Below are 18,608 nucleotides of genomic sequence, written 5' to 3'. Positions count from 1 at the left end.
AACGTTCCCTTAGGCTTCGATCAGAAGCGCCGCGGCCACGCGCCGGCCTTCGGACATCAGGATGTTGTAGGTGCGGCAGGCCGCGCCGAAATCCATCGTCTCGACGCCGATGCGGTGTCTGGCCAGTTGCGCCGTCAGGCGCGGATGGGGAAAGCGCAGGCGCGACCCGCTCCCAAAGATGACGACCTCGGGCGCGGCCGCAACCAGCGCCTCGAAATGCTCGGGTGCGAGGTCCTCGAACGAAGACACCGGCCAGGCTGTCACGGGCATCTCGGGCATGACGATCACGCTGCCTTCGTGCCTTTCGAGATTGACCGCCACGAAACCGTCTCCGTAGCTCGTAATGGTGTTGAGCGCGCTGTTGGAATCCTGGTGAAGTTTCAAAACAGTGATCCGGCAAGGGAAGGGATGAAGACCCGGTGTCCGCCGCGCCGTGAGAATCGGGCCGCAAACCGGGCCGCAAACCGGGCCGTGAACCGGGCCGTGAACCGGGCCGTGAACCGGCCTGCGCGCGCTTCGGCGCATCGATTCGGGCCTGAACCGGCGCGTTCCTTTGGTGCATTGCGGAACTGAGTCATAATCAGTAAATTATAACTTTCCGGCTGCCGGGCTCGCTCGTGCGCCGCCCGTTGCGCTCGCGTGCCGCCACAAGCCGCCTTCGACACGCAATCCGGTCCGCAACGCCCAAGCCTTACCTGGCGCGGCGTCTGAAATGCATCGTTCGGCGCTCGGGAACGAGCAGACTGCCCGGGCGAACCGCCGTCAGGCTTCAACCCCGGTTTCCCACGCACGGCCCGCCTGCTGCCCGCGCACGAGGCTGGCCGCCCGAATCACCGAGCCGTAACCGATCAACGCCGCAGTCAACATCAAGCAACCCGTCCGCATCCCATATCCAGACTCAGAGCCGCCAGCCGTGAAACCGATTCTCAAATCCAACAAGCTGCAAAACGTCTGTTACGACATTCGCGGGCCCGTACTCGAACATGCGAAGCGCCTCGAAGAGGAAGGCCACCGCATCATCAAGCTCAATATCGGCAATCTGGCGCCGTTCGGCTTCGAGGCGCCGGACGAGATCATCCAGGACATGATCCGCAATCTGCCGGGCTCGTCGGGCTATTCGGATTCGAAGGGCGTGTTCGCCGCGCGCAAGGCGATCATGCATTACACGCAGCAAAAGGGCGTGACGGGCGTCGAGCTGGACGATATCTACATCGGCAACGGCGCGTCCGAGCTGATCGTCATGGCGATGCAGGCGCTCCTGAACGACGGCGACGAAGTGCTGTTGCCCGCGCCGGACTATCCGCTCTGGACGGCCGCGGTGAGCCTGTCTTCCGGCACGCCGCGCCATTACATGTGCGACGAGGGCAACGGCTGGATGCCCGACCTCGACGACATCCGCGCGAAGATCACGCCGAACACCAAGGCGCTCGTCGTCATCAACCCGAACAACCCGACCGGCGCGCTGTACTCGGACGAGCTGCTCCTCGATCTCATCGCGATCGCGCGCGAGCATGGCCTCATCATTTTCGCGGACGAGGTCTACGACAAGATCATCTACGACGGCAAAACGCACACGTCGATGGCAGCCCTCTCGGAAGACGTGCCCACCGTCACGTTCAACAGCCTGTCGAAGAGCTACCGTTCGTGCGGTTATCGCGCGGGCTGGATGGCCATTTCCGGACTGATCGAGGAAAACCGCCGCCGCGCGAAGGACTATCTGGAGGGTCTCGGCATTCTCGCTTCGATGCGCCTGTGCCCGAACGTGCCCGGCCAGTACGCCATTCAGACGGCGCTCGGCGGCTATCAGAGCATCAACGACCTGATCGTGCCGGGCGGGCGGCTCTTCAAGCAGCGCGAGCTCGCGTACGAGATGCTCACGGCCATTCCGGGCGTGAGCTGCGTGAAGCCGCAGGCCGCGCTGTACATGTTCCCGAAGCTCGACCCGAAGATGTACCCGATCCAGGACGACCAGCAGTTCATCACCGACCTGCTGCTCGAGGAGCGCGTGCTGCTCGTGCAAGGCACGGGCTTCAACTGGCCGACGCCGGATCACTTCCGCGTGGTCTTCCTGCCGAACGTCGACGATCTCGCGGATTCGATCCACCGCATCGCGCGTTTCCTCGACGGCTATCGCAAACGGCATTCCGCTTAATTTTTCTCTTAAAGACTCGCGCTGCATGGAACCGATCAAAGTAGGACTCTTGGGCTTCGGCACGGTCGGCAGCGGCACCTTCACGGTGCTGCGCCGTAACCAGGAAGAAATCAAACGCCGGGCGGGCCGCGGCATCGAAATCGCGCGCGTCGCGGTGCGCACGCCGGCGAAGGCCGAGGCCGCGAAACGGGAAGGCGTCGCGGTGACGGACGACTTCAACGCCGTCGTCGACGACCCGGCAATTTCGATCGTGTGCGAAATGATCGGCGGCACGGGTTTCGCGCGCGAGCTCGTGCTGCGCGCGATCGCGAACGGCAAGCACGTCGTGACGGCCAACAAGGCGCTGCTCGCGGTGCACGGCACGGAGATCTTCGAAGCCGCGCGTGCGAAGGGCGTGATGGTCGCGTTCGAGGCCGCGGTGGCGGGCGGCATTCCCATCATCAAGGCGCTGCGCGAAGGGCTGACCGCGAACCGCATCGAATACATCGCGGGCATCATCAACGGCACGACCAACTACATTCTCTCGGAGATGCGCGACCACGGGCTCGACTTCGCGACGGCGCTGAAGGCCGCGCAGGAACTGGGCTACGCGGAAGCCGATCCGACCTTCGACATCGAAGGCGTGGACGCCGCGCACAAGGTCACGATCATGAGCGCGATCGCGTTCGGCGTGCCGGTGCAGTTCGATCGCGCGTATGTGGAAGGCATCAGCAAGCTCGCGGCGATCGACATCCGCTACGCCGAAGACCTCGGCTATCGCATCAAGCTGCTCGGCATCGCGCGGCGCACGGAGAAGGGCATCGAGCTGCGCACGCATCCGACGCTGATCCCCGCCAGGCGCCTGCTCGCCAACGTGGAAGGCGCGATGAACGCCGTCGTCGTGCACGGCGACGCGGTCGGCACCACGTTGTACTACGGCAAGGGCGCGGGCGCGGAGCCGACGGCCTCCGCCGTGGTTGCCGATCTGGTCGACGTGACGCGCCTGCACACGGCCGATCCGGAGCATCGCGTGCCGCACCTCGCGTTCCAGCCGGACAGCCTGTCGAACACGCCGATCCTGCCGATCGACGAAGTGACGAGCGGCTACTACCTGCGCCTGCGCGTCGCGGACGTGACGGGCGTGCTCGCGAACATCACGCGCATTCTCGCCGACAAGGCCATTTCCATCGATGCCTTGCTGCAGAAGGAATCCGAGGAGGTCGACGGCGCGAACAAGGGCGAGACGGACATCATCCTCATCACGCACGAGACGCTGGAAAAGAACGTGAACGCGGCGATCGAGCAGATCGAAGCGCTCTCCACGGTCGTCTCGAAGGTGACGAAGCTGCGCATGGAAGCGCTCAACTAAGGGCAAGCACGATGAACTACATTTCGACGCGCGGCGCCGGCACGAACGAGCGCCATACGTTCTCCGACATCCTGCTGGGCGGGCTGGCCACGGACGGCGGCCTGTATCTGCCGGCGGAGTATCCGCGCGTATCGGCCGACGAGCTCGCGCGCTGGCGCACGCTGTCGTACGCGGATCTCGCATTCGAAGTGCTGTCGAAGTTCAGCGACGACATTCCCGCGGGCGACCTGCGCTCGCTCACGCGCAAGACCTACACCGCGCAGGTGTACAGCAACGTGCGCCATGAGGAGAGCGCGGCGCAGATCACGCCGCTCAAGACGCTCGGCGTCGAGAACGGCGCGACGCTGTCGCTCCTGGAGCTGTCGAACGGCCCGACGCTCGCCTTCAAGGACATGGCGATGCAGCTGCTCGGCAACCTGTTCGAGTACGCGCTCGAGAAGCACGGCGAGACGCTGAACATTCTCGGCGCGACCTCCGGCGACACCGGCAGCGCCGCCGAATACGCGATGCGCGGCAAGACCGGCGTGCGCGTGTTCATGCTTTCGCCGCACGGGAAGATGAGCGCGTTCCAGACCGCGCAGATGTTCTCGCTGCAGGACCCGAACATCTTCAATCTCGCGGTCGAGGGCAATTTCGACAATTGCCAGGACATCGTCAAGGCCGTGTCGAACGATCACGCGTACAAGGCTGCGCACAAGATCGGCACGGTCAATTCGATCAACTGGGCGCGCGTGGTCGCGCAGGTCGTGTACTACTTCAAGGGCTATTTCGCCGCGACGAGGAACAACGACGAGCATGTCTCGTTCACGGTGCCGTCGGGCAACTTCGGCAATGTGTGCGCGGGCCATATCGCGCGCATGATGGGCCTGCCGATCGATCAGCTCGTCGTCGCGACCAACGAGAACGACGTGCTCGACGAGTTCTTCAAGACCGGCGTGTACCGCGTGCGCGGGGCGGCGGAGACGTATCACACCACGTCGCCGAGCATGGACATTTCGAAGGCGTCGAATTTCGAGCGCTTCGTCTACGACCTGCTCGGCCGCGATCCGGCGCGCGTGCTGCAGCTGTTCCGCGACGTCGAGGAGAAGGGTGGCTTCGATCTCGCGGCGAGCGGCGATTTCGCGCGCGTGAAGGCGTTCGGCTTCGTGTCGGGCAAGAGCGATCACGACGACCGCGTGAAGACCATCCGCGACGTGTTCGAGCGCTATCACACGATGATCGACACCCACACGGCCGACGGCGTGAAGGTCGCGCGCGAGAACCTCAAGCCCGGCGTGCCGATGATCGTTCTGGAAACCGCGCAACCGATCAAGTTCGGCGAGACCATTCGCGAGGCGCTCGATCGCGAGCCGGAGCGGCCGGCGGCGTTCGCGGGGCTTGAAAAACTGCCACAAAGGTTCGATATCGTGCCTGCGGACGCTGGCGTGGTGAAGGCGTTCATCGCCGAGCGCACTTGACGGGAAGCGCAGCCGCCTCGTGCGGATCGTCATCGGGGCGCACGGGGCGCGGCCGCATCGGCCGCGCCCTTTTTTTCACGATGCGGCAAGCAGGCGCGCCCATGCGACGCCTCGTGGGAAAGCCGCCGTCGGGCAAAACCCCGCCAAAAGCTGTTAAAATCTCAGGTTTTTCGTCGTACCCAATCAAAAGGACGCGCCGTGCTGTCTACCGCCAACATCACCATGCAATTCGGGCCCAAGCCCCTCTTCGAGAACATCTCGGTCAAGTTCGGCGAAGGAAACCGCTATGGACTGATCGGGGCCAACGGCTGCGGCAAGTCGACGTTCATGAAGATCCTGGGCGGCGATCTGGAGCCGAGCTCCGGCAACGTCGTCCTGGAGCCGAACGTCCGTCTCGGCAAGCTGCGTCAGGATCAGTTCGCGTATGAAGACATGCGCGTGCTCGACGTCGTCATGATGGGCCACACCGAAATGTGGGCCGCGATGACCGAGCGCGACGCGATCTACGCCAACCCCGACGCCACCGACGACGACTACATGCGCGCCGCCGACCTCGAAGCCAAGTTCGCCGAATACGACGGCTACACGGCCGAGGCGCGCGCGGGCGAGCTGCTGCTCGGCATCGGCATCGACATCAACGATCACAACGGGCCGATGAGCAACGTCGCTCCGGGCTGGAAGCTGCGCGTGCTGCTCGCGCAGGCGCTGTTCTCGAAGCCCGACGTGCTGCTGCTCGACGAGCCGACCAACAACCTCGACATCAACTCGATTCGTTGGCTGGAAGACATCCTCAACCAGTACAACTCGACGATGATCATCATCTCGCACGATCGTCACTTCCTGAACCAGGTCTGCACGCACATGGCGGACATGGATTACGGCACGCTGAAGGTCTGGCCGGGCAACTACGACGACTACATGCTGGCGTCGACGCAGGCGCGCGAGCGCCAGCAGGCCGCCAACCAGAAGGCGAAGGAGCGTGTGGCCGACCTGCAGGATTTCGTGCGCCGCTTCTCGGCCAACAAGTCGAAGGCGCGTCAGGCGACCAGCCGCCTGAAGATGATCGACAAGATCAAGATCGAGGAATTCAAGCCGTCGTCGCGTCAGAACCCGTTCATCCGCTTCGAGTTCGAGAAGAAGCTGCACAACATCGCGGTGGTCGCCGAAGGGCTGACCAAGAAGTACGACCGCACCATCTTCGAGAACTTCAATCTGAGCGTGCAGCCGGGCGAGCGCATCGCGATCATCGGCGAGAACGGCGCGGGCAAGACGACGCTGCTCAAGTCGCTCAAGGGCGCGCTGGAGCTCGACGGCGGCACCGTGAAGTGGGCGGAGAACGCGAACGTCGGCTACATGCCGCAGGACACGTATGAAGAGTTTCCGAAGGACGAGACGCTGACCGAGTGGATCGACCAGTATCGCAAGGAAGGCGACGACGAGCAGATGGTGCGCGGCACGCTCGGCCGTCTGCTCTTCAATGCGGACGACATCCGGAAGAACGTGAAGGTGCTGTCGGGCGGCGAGAAGGGCCGCATGATCTGGGGCAAGCTGATGCTCGGCCGCCACAACGTGCTGCTGATGGACGAGCCGACCAATCACATGGACATGGAGTCCATCGAGTCGCTGCAGATCGCGCTGGACAAGTTCGATGGCACGCTGATTTTCGTTTCGCACGACCGCGAGTTCGTGAGCGGGCTGGCGAATCGCATCATCGAAGTGAGGACCGATGGCACGCTGCGCGACTTCGGCGGGAATTACGAGGATTTCCTGACGAGTCAGGGGATTCAGTAATATCCGCGGCCTCAAGCCAGCCAGCCAGACTCGACGGCCCGTTTCGCAAGAACGGGCCGTTTTTCATTTCCCGATCGCCCGTAGAATGTCCTCATCCAACCGGAGACAGCGGATGAAAACATTCGACAGGCTCTACATCGGCGGCAAGTGGATCAAGCCTTGCGGCGACGGCGTCATCGACGTGATCGATTCCGGCACTGAAGAGGCGATGGGCCGCATTCCGCAAGGCGTCGAAGCCGACGCGGAGAATGCGATCGACGCCGCGCGCGTCGCCTTCGAAAGCTGGTCCGCGACGCCGCCTCAGGCGCGCGGCGAATATCTCGCGAAAATCGCCGCCGCGCTGAAATCACGCACCGACGAACTCGCCGATCTCATCGCCGGCGAAGTCGGCATGCCCATCAAGCTCGCGCGCGCGATCCAGGTCGGCGCGCCGATCCACAACTGGAACGCGTACGCGAAGCTCGCCGGCGAATTCCCGTTCGAGGAGAAGGTCGGCAACTCGCTCGTCGTGCGCGAGCCGGTGGGCGTCGTCGCGGCGATCACGCCGTGGAACTACCCGCTGCATCAGATCACGCTCAAGGTCGCCGCCGCGCTCGCCGCGGGCTGCACGGTCGTGCTCAAGCCGTCCGAAATCGCGCCGCTGAACGCGTTCGTGCTGGCCGAGGCCATCGACGAGGCCGGACTGCCCGCGGGCGTGTTCAATCTCGTGAGCGGCTACGGGCCGGTCGTCGGCGAAGTGATGGCGAGCCATCCGCTCGTCGACATGGTCTCGTTTACCGGGTCCACGCGCGCGGGCAAGCGCGTATCGGAACTCGCGGCCGCGACGGTCAAGCGCGTCGCGCTGGAGCTGGGCGGCAAGTCCGCGTCGATCGTGCTCGACGACGCCGATTTCCCGGCGGCGATCAAGGCCACCGTCAACGCCTGCTTCCTCAATTCGGGGCAGACATGCTCGGCGCACACGCGTCTCGTCGTGCCCGAAGCGCGTTATGAAGAAGCGCGCGGCATCGCGAAGCAGGTCGCGGAAAGCTTCGTCCCAGGAGATCCGCGCAGCGAGACGACGCGCCTCGGTCCGCTCGCGTCCTCGGCGCAGGTGGCGCGCGTGCGCGGCTACGTGCAGCGCGGCATCGACGAAGGCGCGGAACTGGTGACGGGCGGCGTCGAGCGGCCGGAAGGTCTCGCGCGCGGCTTCTTCGTGAAACCGACGGTCTTCGGCAAGGTGCATCCGAAGGCGACGATCGCGCAGGAGGAAATCTTCGGCCCCGTGCTCTCGATCCTCACCTACAAGGACGAGGACGAAGCGGTGCGCATCGCGAACGACTCGCTCTACGGGCTGGGCGGCGCGGTCTGGTCCGGCGATGAATCGCGCGCGCTCGCGGTGGCGCGGCGCGTGCGCACCGGGCAGGTCGACATCAACGGCGGAACATGGAACGCGGCCGCGCCCTTCGGCGGCTTCAAGCAATCGGGTCACGGCCGCGAGAACGGCAAGTACGGCCTGGAGGAGTTCCTGGAATACAAGTCGATGCAGCTCAGGATGCCCAGGCCGGCTTAGAGGCGATCCTAGAGATGATCGTTGCGAAAGCGCATCGCCGTGCCCTCACGCTTGATGCGCTCCCAGATCGCGCGCTTTTCCTCGTCGGTGAGGAAGACCCAGTTGGACACCTCGCCGGCCGTGCGGCCGCAGCCCTTGCAGACTTCGTCGAAGAGCGTGGAGCAAACGCCGATGCAGGGGCTGTCGGGCAGGTCGTGAAGATTCGAAGACATTGTGGGCTAGCTCGTGGCCGCGTCGCCGCCGGGAAAAGAGGGCAATAACGCGGCGGTCAAATCGTGAAAAAACTCAGCGCGCGATACTGTAGCCTATCCGCGCGATCCAGTGATGCCGCTGGTTGTAATCGAGGATGTCCTCGCCGTAGCCGTTGAAGTAGCCGACCCACAGATAGCCGCCCCACGCGCTGCCGATCAGTCTGGCGAGCGGGTAGGTGAGTTGCGCGTCGACGCTGCCGTACCAGTGCTTCGTCCCTTTGCGCAGCGTGGTTGCGAGCTGCCAGCCGTCCGGGCTGCCGTACTTCACCAGAAAATCCACATAGCCGCGATAGTCCGCGATGTCCTCGTTGCCGACTTTCGACAGGTAGTAATAGAACTTCGGCGAGAGCGTCAGGTGATTGCCGTTCAGGTCGCCGAAATCCCAGGTCGGGCGCACGAAGGCGATATTGATCGCGCGCGACTCGTCGCCGGCCTTGCCGTTCGACTCGTGCCCGAAACCCGCCGTCACCCCCATGCGGGTGAAGTACGGACTCTTCACGCCGGTATCCTCGACGTAATAGAAGATCTGCGGCTGATAGCTCGTGTCGCGGAACGGCGCGGACGGCGCCGAGAAATTCCAGATTGACGTCTGCGTGTAAGCCAGATAGAGGTTGTCCAGAAAGCCGCGCGAGCGCGGATCGTCCGGCAGATGCAGCCGGTACTTGAAGCTGAACTGGAATTTCGCGAGGTTGTCGCCGTTCTTGCCGTCGGCGAAGTAGACCGGCTCGAAGGTGGAGAAACGGCCGGAGAGCATCGTGTCGCTGGTCGTCATCGGCACGGCGGCGGTGTTCGCGGCGGCGCTCGCGCTGGCCGCCTGCGCGGGCGTCGTCGCCTGCGTTTCGCGCCGCTCCGCTGCCGCGACCTGCGTCTGCGTGTCGCTGCGATTGAGCGCGACGAGCATCGGCGATGCATCGAAGCCCACCGGATCGATCTTCACCGTGCCGCGCGCCGACTCGGGCCAGGGCGCCGAGAAGCGCACGCGGCGATATTGTCCGGGCGCGAGTCGCAGACGGTCGGGCACCTTCGGGTCGCGCGCGAGCGTGAGCGGCGCGGGCGGCAGGTCGCCGTTGGTCAGGTTCACGGTCAGATGCCTCGGCACGTCGACGGTCAGGGGCGTCGCGTCGTCGTCGGTATAGAGGAGCGTGAGCTCGAGCGGCTGCGAAGCCGCGGCCTCGCGCGCGGGTTGCAGCACGGCGACGGTGGCGTGCGCGGTCCCGCTCGCGCAGAGCGCAACGAGCAGAAGCGTGAAGGCGGGTGCGGGTGCCGCGCGGCGGCTGGCGAAATTCGACGAAAGCGGTCGTGGGCGATGGGCCATGTGTGGCGGGTGTCCTGTTTCCGGGCGAGCTCGCGCGCGGGGTCGAGACCGCCCGCGCGTCGAACATGTGACAGCGAAAGCCGCGCTACGATCCCCGAAATCGGCGCGAAACCTCACCGCACGACCGGAAACTGCGCAAAATCCGCAATACTCCGCCAGGAAATCTCACCCCGAACGCACCGCTTGCCACAGGATCGCGCCATTCAACGCGACGATGATGCCCGCGCAAGACCACGCCAGCGCGAGCGGCATGCGCGCGACGCGCCAGCGGCCCATCAGCCGGGCGTCGGAGGCGAAGCGCACGAGCGGAATCACCGCGAGCGGCAATTGCAGGCTCAGCACGACCTGCGTGGCGACCAGCAGCGCATTGGAGCCGTGCTGGCCGAAGCTCGCGACCGCGACGAGCGCCGGTCCGATGGCGAGGCCGCGCGTCGTCAGCGCCCGGGCCCAGCGCGCCATCCTGAGGCGCAGAAAGCCCTCCATCACCGCCTGTCCGGCGAGCGTGCCGGTGACGGTCGCATTCAGGCCGCAGGCGAGCAGGGCGACGGCGAACACGACGCCCGCCCAATGGCTGCCGACGAGCGGCGCGATCAGCCGATGCGCATCGGCGAGATCCTCGACTTCGATGTGCCCGCTCGCATGAAACACCGCCGCCGCGACCACCAGCAGCGACGCGTTGACCACGAAAGCGAGCCCGAGCGACGCGAACGTGTCGATGTTCACGCCGCGCAGCGCGCGCTCGATGGTGGCGTCGTCGCGAGCGGGCGCGTGCTCCTTGACGAGCGCGGAGTGCAGATAGAGATTGTGCGGCATCACGGTCGCGCCGAGCACGCCCGCGGCGAGCCACAGCATGCCGGCATCGCGCAGCAGCTGGCGCGACGGCGCGAGACCGCGCAGCGCCTCGCCCCAGATCGGATGCGCGAGCGCCAGTTCGACCACGAAGCAAAAGCTCACGAAGAGGATCAGCGCCGTCACGGCCCGTTGCAGCGGCCGCCTGCCGCGGCTCTGCAGGGCGAGCATCGCGAAGGTGGCAACCGCCGAGATCAGCACGCCCGCGGTGAGCGTAAGCCCGAAGAGCATCTGCAGCGCCACCGCGCTGCCGACGACCTCCGCGACATCGCACGCGATGATCGCGATCTCGCACGCGATCCACAGCACGAGCGTCGTGCGCCGGCTGAAGCGCTCGCGGCACAGTTGCGCGAGATCGCGCCCGGTCACGACGCCCACCCGCGAGGCGACCCATTGCAGCAGCATGCCCGTCAGGCTCGCGAGCAGGACGACGAAGAGGAGCGAGTAGCCGTAGCGCGCGCCGCTCGCGAGGGCCGTCGCCCAGTTGCCCGGGTCCATATAGCCCACGGCGACGAGCGCGCCCGCACCGGCGAACGAATACCAGCGTCCGCGCGGGCGCGGGGCCCGTTGACGATCCTCGCGGCTCGCCGCAGGAGACTGCGCGTCGGACTTCGCGGCGGACAGCTGGGCGAGCGCGGACGGATTGGTGTTCATGCGAAGGCGGCCTCGAATAGCGGCGCAACGGCGGCGTCATCAGTGGCATGAGCGTGCGTTGCCGGTTCAGGACGCGCCGCTTCTCGCGGCGCACGTCGAATTGGCTCGCAACAACTGTTCCGCTGGCTATTCGTCAGGTTCGGATGCCCGATCGCAAGCGCGCTGATCACGCTCGTTCAGACCTGACAAAGGGCGGACAAACGACAGGCGTGGCGGCATGCGGGCAGCCGGTCACGAATAATGACATTGCATCGGCTCCACGCGCTCGCGAGTCACTTCGGCGAGTGTGGTTTTCTGAGGTGCCGCCGGGGCCGAATAGGGGCTAAAATGCGCGGTCCTTGCGGCTGCCGTGAGCGGCGTGAAGCCGCCGGGAAGCGCGTGTCAGGCCCGCACGGCAGGACCTCCAGGCCGCACCGCGCGAGGGGTGTACATTTTGCGCGACAAGCGGCGCATTATTTTTTGTCGTGCTTGTGTTTAGTGGTAGTTTTCGGGGTTTTGAAGGGAGTCGCGGGCAGGTCGGACGATGTGCCGATCGCCGGTCCGCGCGGCACGACGCCGTGACAAGTCGGAACAAGGGAGAATCGAGATGAACCAGAAACTGGCGAGCCCCGTGGCGAAGCTGGCGGGCGCCCTGGCATGCGCCGCATTGTTGACTCCGCTCGCAGCGTCGGCGAAGGATACGCAGTTGAACGTGTACAACTGGTCGGATTACATCGCCAAGGACACGATCCCCAACTTCACCAAGCAGACTGGCATCAAGGTGAAGTACGACAATTACGACAGCGACGACACCCTTCAGGCCAAGCTGCTCACCGGCAACTCGGGCTATGACATCGTCGTGCCGACGAGCAACTACGCGGGCAAGCAGATCGCCGCCAACATCTTCTCGCCGCTCGACAAGTCGAAGCTGCCCAACCTCAAATATCTCGACCCGGACCTGATGAAGCTCGTCGCGGGCGCGGACCCGGGCAACAAGTACGTGGTGCCTTGGGCCTACGGAACGACGGGCCTCGGCTACAACGTCGACAAGGCGAAGCAGATTCTCGGCGCCAACGTCGAGCTGAACAACTGGGACATCCTCTTCAAGCCCGAGAATATCTCGAAGCTGAAGGCGTGCGGCGTCTCGGTGCTCGACGCGCCGGACCAGATGTTCGCGGCCGCGCTGCACTACATCGGCAAGGATCCGATGAGCACGAACCCGGCCGACTATCGCGAGGCGCTCGCGATGCTGAAGAAGATCCGCCCGTACATCACGCAGTTCAACTCGTCGGGCTACATCAACGACATGGTCGGCGGCGACATCTGCTTCACCTACGGCTGGTCGGGCGATGTCGTGATCGCGAAGCATCGCGCGGTCGACGCGAAGAAGCCGTTCAAGATCGAGTATTACATTCCGAAGGGCGGCGCGCCGGTGTGGTTCGACGTGATGGCGATTCCGAAGGACGCGAAGAACAAGGACGCCGCGCACGAGTGGATCAACTACATCGAGACGCCCCAGGTTCATGCGGCGATCACGAACGCGGTGTACTACCCGAGCGCGAACCTGGAAGCGCGCAAGTACGTGGACAAGGACGTGGCGAACGATCCGGCCGTGTACCCGCCGCAGGACGTCATCAAGACGTTGTTCCTGCTGAAGCCGCTGCCGCCGGAGATCCAGCGCCTGCAAACGCGGCTCTGGACCGAGTTCAAGTCCGGCCGATGACTTCCAGAAGCCGGTTATTCTGTTGAATCGACGAAGCCCCTGGACCGCCGGGGGCTTTGTTCGTGGGTCGCATCGCACATCGGTGCGCGCCACGCAAGACGCAAAAATGCAGGAGTCGAACAGGCAATCATGAGTGAGCAGTCGAGCGCGTTGAAGGCAGCGCCTAATGGATCTGGTGGCCGGCGCGAGCCGGGCGGTATCGCATCCGGCGTGAGCCTGGACGACAACTTCGTGCAGATCGTCGACGTCGTGAAGAAATTCGGCGAGACGACGGCCGTGCGGGGCGTCAATCTGTCGGTGAAAAAGGGCGAGCTGTTCGCGCTGCTCGGCAGTTCGGGCTGTGGCAAATCGACGCTCCTGCGCATGCTCGCGGGGCTCGAATCCGTGACCGAAGGGCAGATCCTGATCGATGGCGAAGACCTCGCGAAGATGCCGCCGTATAACCGGCCGGTGAACATGATGTTCCAGTCGTACGCGCTCTTTCCGCACATGAGCGTGGAGTCGAACGTCGCGTTCGGGCTGAAGCAGGAAGGCGTGCGCGGCGGCGAGTTGAAGGACCGGGTGCACAACGCGCTCGAGCTCGTGCAGATGGCGAAGTATGCGAAGCGCAAGCCGCATCAGCTCTCGGGCGGCCAGCAGCAGCGCGTCGCGCTCGCGCGCAGCCTCGTGAAGCGCCCGAAGCTCCTGCTGCTCGACGAACCGATGTCCGCGCTCGACAAGCAGATCCGCCAGCGCACGCAGATCGAGCTCGTCAACATTCTCGACACGGTGGGCGTGACCTGCATCATGGTGACGCACGACCAGGAAGAGGCGATGACGATGGCCAACCGTCTCGCCGTGATGAGCGAAGGGCAGATCGTGCAGCTCGGCACGCCGCATGAAGTCTACGAGTATCCGAACACCCGCTTCTCCGCGCAGTTCATCGGCTCGACCAATCTGTTCGACGGCAATGTCGTGGAGGACGAGCCGGATCACGTGTTCGTCGAATCGCCGGACCTGCCGGTGCGCATGTATGTGAACCACGGCATCACCGGGCCGCTCGGCATGCCGGTGACCATCTCCGTGCGGCCGGAGCGCATCGCGCTGATGAGAAAGCCGCCCGAAGGCGCGTACAACTGGGGACGCGGCAAGGTGAGCAACATCGCGTATATGGGCGGCTACACGCTCTATCACGTGACGCTCGACAGCGGCAAGGTCGTGGTCGCGAACGTGTCGAGCCTCGCGCTCGGCGAGATCGATTCGCCCACTTTCGATGACGAAGTGTACGTGCGCTGGAGCGCGTCGGCGGGCGTGGTGCTGACCTCATGATGATGAAGCTGCTCAATCGCTTTGGCATCAGCGGGCGCACGCTCGTCATCGGCGGGCCGTATCTGTGGCTGCTGCTGCTGTTCTTCGTGCCGTTCCTGCTCGTCGTGAAGATCAGCTTCGCGGACAGCCAGCTCGGCATTCCGCCGTACACGGAACTGGTCGCGATGAAGGAGGGCGTGATGAACATCGCGCTCGACTTCTCGCACTACGCGTTCCTGCTGACCGACAGCCTGTACTTCGCGACCTACATGAACTCGCTGCTGGTCGCCGCGGTCTCGACGGTGCTGTGCCTGCTGATCGGCTATCCGATGGCGTATTACATCGCACGCTCGAATCCGGCTACGCGCAACCTGCTGATGATGGCCGTGATGCTGCCGTTCTGGACCTCGTTCCTGATTCGCGTGTATGCGTGGATCGGCATTCTCAAGAACAACGGCTTGCTGAACAACTTCCTGATGTCGATCGGCCTGATTCACTCGCCGATCGAGCTGTATCACACGAATATCGCGGTGTATATCGGCATGGTGTATTCGTATCTGCCGTTTCTCGTGATGCCGCTCTACGCGCACCTCGTGAAGATGGATCTGACCTTGCTCGAAGCGGCTTACGATCTCGGCGCGAAGCCCTGGAAGGCGTTCGTGCAGATCACGCTGCCGCTCTCGAAGAACGGCATCATCGCGGGATGTCTGCTCGTGTTCATTCCGGCGGTGGGCGAGTACGTGATTCCCGAGCTGCTTGGCGGCGCCGACACGTTGATGATCGGCCGCGTCATGTGGAACGAGTTCTTCGACAACGCCGACTGGCCGATGGCCTCCGCCGTCACCTGCGCGATGGTCCTGCTGCTGCTCGTGCCGATGGCGCTTTTCCAGCATTTCCAGGCGAAGCAACTGGAGGAGAAGCGATGATCAAGCCGAGTCGTCCGCTTCAAGTCACCTCGCTCGGGATCGGCTTCGCGTTTCTCTATATCCCGATCATCAGCCTGATCGTCTATTCGTTCAACGAGTCGCAGCTCGTGACCGTGTGGACTTCGTTCTCGCTCAAGTGGTACAAGGCGCTCTGGTACGACGAAGAGCTCATCAACGCCGCGTGGCTCTCGCTGCGCATCGCGTTTCTGACGGCGTGCGCGTCGGTCGTGATCGGCACGTGGGCGGGCTTCGTGCTCGCGCGCATGGGGCGCTTCAAGGGCTTCACGCTGTACACGGGCATGATCAACGCGCCGCTCGTGATTCCCGAAGTCATTCAGGGCATCTCGCTGCTGCTGCTCTTCGTCGAGATGGCGAAGCTGATCGGCTGGCCGGCGGGGCGCGGGCTCTTCACGATCTGGATCGGGCACGTGATGCTGTGCATCTCGTATGTCGCGATCATCGTGGAGTCGCGCGTGCGCGAGCTGAATCCGTCGCTGGAAGAGGCTGCGCTCGATCTCGGCGCGACGCCCTTGCGCGTGTTCTTCCTGATCACGCTGCCGCTGATCTCGCAGGCGCTCGTGGCCGGCTGGCTGCTGTCGTTTACGCTGTCGATCGACGATCTCGTGCTGTCCGCGTTCCTGTCCGGTCCCGGATCGACGACGCTGCCGCTCGTCGTCTTCTCGCGCGTGCGTCTCGGTCTGAATCCGGAGATGAACGCGCTCGCGACCTTGTTCATCGCGCTCGTGACGGCGGGTGTGATTGCAGCGAATTACTTCATGCAGCGCAATGAGCGCAGAAGGCTCGCGGCGGTAATGTAACGCCGGCGCTGAAAGATGGAATGCAACGCGGCCCCTGAACGGGGCCGCGTTGCATTCAGACGGCGCCCAGATGCCGCGCGAACGTCGCCGGATCGGTGTTGGTCCCGCACAGCAGCACGCCCACGCGCTTGCCTTGCAGACGCTCGCGCAACGGGCCGAGCAGGGCAGCAGTGGCGGCCGCGCACGCCGGCTCGACCGCGAGCTTGAGCTCGTTGAAGAGCTGCAGCATGCCGTGCCGCAGCTGGTTGTCGGACACGGTGACGATCTCGTCGATATGCCGCCGGCACAGCTCATAGCTGTACTGCTCGGTGTGCGGCGCCATCAGCGAATCGGCGATGCCGTGCATCGCGCCCATCCTGATCGTGTGATTCGCCGCGAAGCTGCGGCTCATCGCGTCCGAGCCTTCCGGTTCGACGCCGTACACATGCAGCGACGGATTCGCGAGACGCATGGCCGTCGACACGCCCGCGGCGAGTCCGCCGCCGCCGATCGGGAGAATGACCGCTTCGAGATCGGGCGCCTGCGAGGTCCACTCGTAGCCGAGCGTTGCCGTGCCGAGCACGGTGCGATAGCCGTTGAACGGATGGATGAACACGCGTCCTTCTTCCGCCTCGACACGCCTTACGACATCGAACGCTTCCGCGACGTTCTCCGCGAACACGACTTCCGCGCCGAAGCGCCGGCACAGCGCGACACGCGCCGGGCTCGCGCTCCTGATGATCACGACCTTCGCGCCCACCTCCATGCGTTGCGCCGCATACGCGACGGCCACGGCGTGATTGCCCGCCGATACGCACGTGACACCCGCCGAGCGTTCGCTGTCGGAAAGCGCGAGGATGTTGGAGAATGCGCCGCGCGCCTTGAAGGTGCCGCTCGCTTGCAGCAGTTCGAACTTGAACGTGAGGGGCGTGCCCTCGAGCATCGGAAAGTCGTGGCGCTCGAACGTCGGCGTGCGCGCGACCCAGGGCGTGAGGGCCATGTGCTGCTCGGCGATTTCGTCGAGCGTCGGGATCGGCGTGCCGTCGATCGTATTGTCGGAATGCTGCGTGGCGGTGGACATGGCTTCGATCGCGCTAGGTTGGTCAGTGAGCCTGTGCTTCGACGGACATGCTGTGGATGAACTTGCCGAGGAACGCCTCGCACGCGGCGAGCTGTTCGAGCGACACGTACTCGTTCGCCTTGTGCGCCTGCTCGATATTGCCCGGCCCGCACACGATGCTCGGCACGCCCGCGAGCGCGAAGAGGCCGGCTTCGGTGCCGTAGGCGACCTTGCGCTTTTCCTGATTCTCGGTGAGCGCGCGCACGAGTTGCGTGATGGCGGCCTGCTCGGTCGCGTCGAGTCCGGGCGCGGCGGCGATCTTCGAGAATTCGATCGCCGCGTTGCCGTGCTCCTTCAGCATCTTCGGCAGCAGGTTTTCGCGCGCGTACGACTCGATGCGCTCGAAGATGCGCTCCGGGTCCATGGTCGGCAGGTTACGGAATTCGAAGTCGAAGGTGCATTCGGCGGGGACGGTATTGAGCGCGTTGCCGCCCTTGATCGTGCTCGTCTGCGCGGTCGTGAAGGGCACGTCGTAGAGCTCGTCGAACGGGCCTTGGGCGCGAAATTCGTCGGCGACGTCGCGGATGAAGCAGATCAGGCGCGCCGCGTATTCGATCGAGTTCAAGCCCTTCGGCGTCAGTGACGAATGCGCCGCGAAGCCGCGCACGCAGCACTTGTATGCGTTGATGCCCTTGTGCGCGATGATCGGGCGCATGGACGTCGGTTCGCCGACGATGCAGCCGTCGGGCTTCACGCCGCGCTTTTGCAGGTCGGCGATCATCAGCGGCGCGCCGGCGCAGCCGATTTCTTCGTCGTACGAAAGCGCGAAGTGGATGGGTCTGGCGAGTTTCGTGGCCTGCATCCTTGGCAGCATCGAAAGCGCCGCGCCGATGAAGCCTTTCATATCGCACGAGCCGCGGCCGTAGAGCAGGCCGTCGCGCACTTCGGGCTTGAACGGGTCGCTCTGCCAGTCCTGGCCGTCGACGGGCACGACATCCGTGTGCCCGGACAGCACGATGCCGCCGTTGGTCTGGCCGTCGTGCGCCGGCACGGTGGCGAAGAGATTCGCCCACTGGCCGCGGGGATCGGTGGTGATGGTCGCTTCCATGCCCGCTTGGCGGAGTTCGTCGCGCACGGTTTCGATCAGGCCGAGATTTGGATTGCGGCTGACAGTGTCGAAAGAAACGAGCCGTTCGATCCACGGCAGGGAGATCGGCGACGAGGTCTTGGACGCGGAAGTTGAGGCTTCGAGATGCGCCGTATCAGCGATCTGTGACATGTTTTGGCTCCTGCGGTTTAGAGTTTGATCATAGCCTAAAAGGTTGGTGCTGGCCCGCACGGGGCTTTTTGGGGCTTGGTTTTGGGGTGGGTTCGTTTGCTTGGGTTTTTCGTGAAACCTGCGTTCGTGTCGGTCTATTAGCGTTGCCCCGCACAGGGGCAACGCTAATAGACCACTAAGAATTCAGGATT

Annotated in this window: 15 protein-coding genes; 9 read left to right on the top strand and 6 right to left on the bottom strand. The window is 64.4% G+C overall.

What is annotated here, in order from left to right:
- Positions 1 to 9: 9 nt before the first annotated feature.
- Positions 10 to 384, bottom strand: a complete 375-nt coding sequence (locus AWB83_RS08470; protein WP_087044168.1) for an Mth938-like domain-containing protein — start codon at positions 382 to 384, stop codon at positions 10 to 12.
- 529 nt (positions 385 to 913) lie between these two features.
- Between AWB83_RS08470 and AWB83_RS08465 the strand changes: the two genes are divergently transcribed.
- From AWB83_RS08465 to AWB83_RS08445, 5 genes are all read left to right on the top strand, one after another.
- A complete protein-coding gene (locus AWB83_RS08465; RefSeq protein WP_167389086.1) occupies positions 914 to 2,152 on the top strand; it encodes a pyridoxal phosphate-dependent aminotransferase in 1,239 nt (412 codons plus the stop codon).
- Between the two features lie 25 nt (positions 2,153 to 2,177).
- A complete protein-coding gene (locus AWB83_RS08460; protein WP_087044164.1) occupies positions 2,178 to 3,500 on the top strand; it encodes a homoserine dehydrogenase in 1,323 nt (440 codons plus the stop codon).
- A gap of 11 nt (positions 3,501 to 3,511) precedes the next feature.
- Positions 3,512 to 4,957, top strand: coding sequence for a threonine synthase (gene thrC / locus AWB83_RS08455; protein WP_087044162.1), 1,446 nt, complete (start codon positions 3,512 to 3,514; stop codon positions 4,955 to 4,957).
- Positions 4,958 to 5,155: 198 nt separating this feature from the next.
- Complete coding sequence (locus AWB83_RS08450) at positions 5,156 to 6,748, top strand: ABC-F family ATPase (protein ID WP_087044160.1); 1,593 nt, start codon at positions 5,156 to 5,158, stop codon at positions 6,746 to 6,748.
- Between the two features lie 112 nt (positions 6,749 to 6,860).
- Positions 6,861 to 8,297 carry an aldehyde dehydrogenase family protein gene (locus AWB83_RS08445; protein WP_087044158.1) on the top strand — a complete coding sequence of 479 codons (1,437 nt, stop codon included), beginning with the start codon at positions 6,861 to 6,863 and terminating at the stop codon, positions 8,295 to 8,297.
- A gap of 8 nt (positions 8,298 to 8,305) precedes the next feature.
- On the opposite strand, the gene AWB83_RS08440 is transcribed toward AWB83_RS08445, so the two are convergent.
- From AWB83_RS08440 to AWB83_RS08430, 3 genes are all read right to left on the bottom strand, one after another.
- Positions 8,306 to 8,509, bottom strand: coding sequence for a DUF1289 domain-containing protein (locus AWB83_RS08440; RefSeq protein WP_087044156.1), 204 nt, complete (start codon positions 8,507 to 8,509; stop codon positions 8,306 to 8,308).
- Positions 8,510 to 8,582: 73 nt separating this feature from the next.
- Complete coding sequence (locus AWB83_RS08435; protein ID WP_087044154.1) at positions 8,583 to 9,863, bottom strand: phospholipase A; 1,281 nt, start codon at positions 9,861 to 9,863, stop codon at positions 8,583 to 8,585.
- Positions 9,864 to 10,028: 165 nt separating this feature from the next.
- The gene (locus AWB83_RS08430; protein ID WP_087044152.1) at positions 10,029 to 11,366 is read right to left on the bottom strand and encodes an Nramp family divalent metal transporter; all 1,338 of its coding nucleotides are present in this window, start codon (positions 11,364 to 11,366) and stop codon (positions 10,029 to 10,031) included.
- Between the two features lie 586 nt (positions 11,367 to 11,952).
- Here AWB83_RS08430 and AWB83_RS08425 point away from each other — a divergent pair.
- The 4 genes from AWB83_RS08425 to AWB83_RS08410 all read left to right on the top strand — a co-directional run bounded on the left by AWB83_RS08425 (position 11,953) and on the right by AWB83_RS08410 (position 16,099).
- Positions 11,953 to 13,068 carry a polyamine ABC transporter substrate-binding protein gene (locus tag AWB83_RS08425; RefSeq protein WP_167389085.1) on the top strand — a complete coding sequence of 372 codons (1,116 nt, stop codon included), beginning with the start codon at positions 11,953 to 11,955 and terminating at the stop codon, positions 13,066 to 13,068.
- 126 nt (positions 13,069 to 13,194) lie between these two features.
- Positions 13,195 to 14,376 (top strand): ABC transporter ATP-binding protein, encoded by a 1,182-nt coding sequence (locus AWB83_RS08420; RefSeq protein ID WP_374729097.1) that lies wholly within the window; start codon positions 13,195 to 13,197, stop codon positions 14,374 to 14,376.
- Positions 14,373 to 15,281: an ABC transporter permease subunit gene (locus AWB83_RS08415; protein ID WP_087044150.1), complete on the top strand. Its 909-nt coding sequence runs from the start codon at positions 14,373 to 14,375 to the stop codon at positions 15,279 to 15,281. The genes AWB83_RS08420 and AWB83_RS08415 overlap by 4 nt, the downstream gene beginning before the upstream one ends.
- On the top strand, positions 15,281 to 16,099 hold the full coding sequence (locus tag AWB83_RS08410; RefSeq protein WP_087044378.1) for an ABC transporter permease subunit: 819 nt from the start codon (positions 15,281 to 15,283) through the stop codon (positions 16,097 to 16,099). The genes AWB83_RS08415 and AWB83_RS08410 overlap by 1 nt, the downstream gene beginning before the upstream one ends.
- A 55-nt stretch (positions 16,100 to 16,154) precedes the next feature.
- Here the strand turns inward: AWB83_RS08410 and AWB83_RS08405 are convergent, their stop codons facing one another.
- A complete protein-coding gene (locus AWB83_RS08405) occupies positions 16,155 to 17,159 on the bottom strand; it encodes a threonine/serine dehydratase family protein (RefSeq protein WP_087044148.1) in 1,005 nt (334 codons plus the stop codon).
- 22 nt (positions 17,160 to 17,181) lie between these two features.
- The gene (gene argE / locus AWB83_RS08400) at positions 17,182 to 18,417 is read right to left on the bottom strand and encodes an acetylornithine deacetylase (RefSeq protein WP_087044147.1); all 1,236 of its coding nucleotides are present in this window, start codon (positions 18,415 to 18,417) and stop codon (positions 17,182 to 17,184) included.
- Between the last annotated feature and the right edge of the window lie 191 nt (positions 18,418 to 18,608).

This window comes from Caballeronia ptereochthonis (genome assembly GCF_001545075.1).
In the GTDB taxonomy this organism is placed as follows: Bacteria; Pseudomonadota; Gammaproteobacteria; order Burkholderiales; family Burkholderiaceae; genus Caballeronia; species Caballeronia ptereochthonis.
The sequence above is the reverse complement of the archived record's forward strand: the minus strand, read 5'-3'. Positions and strand labels throughout refer to the sequence as shown.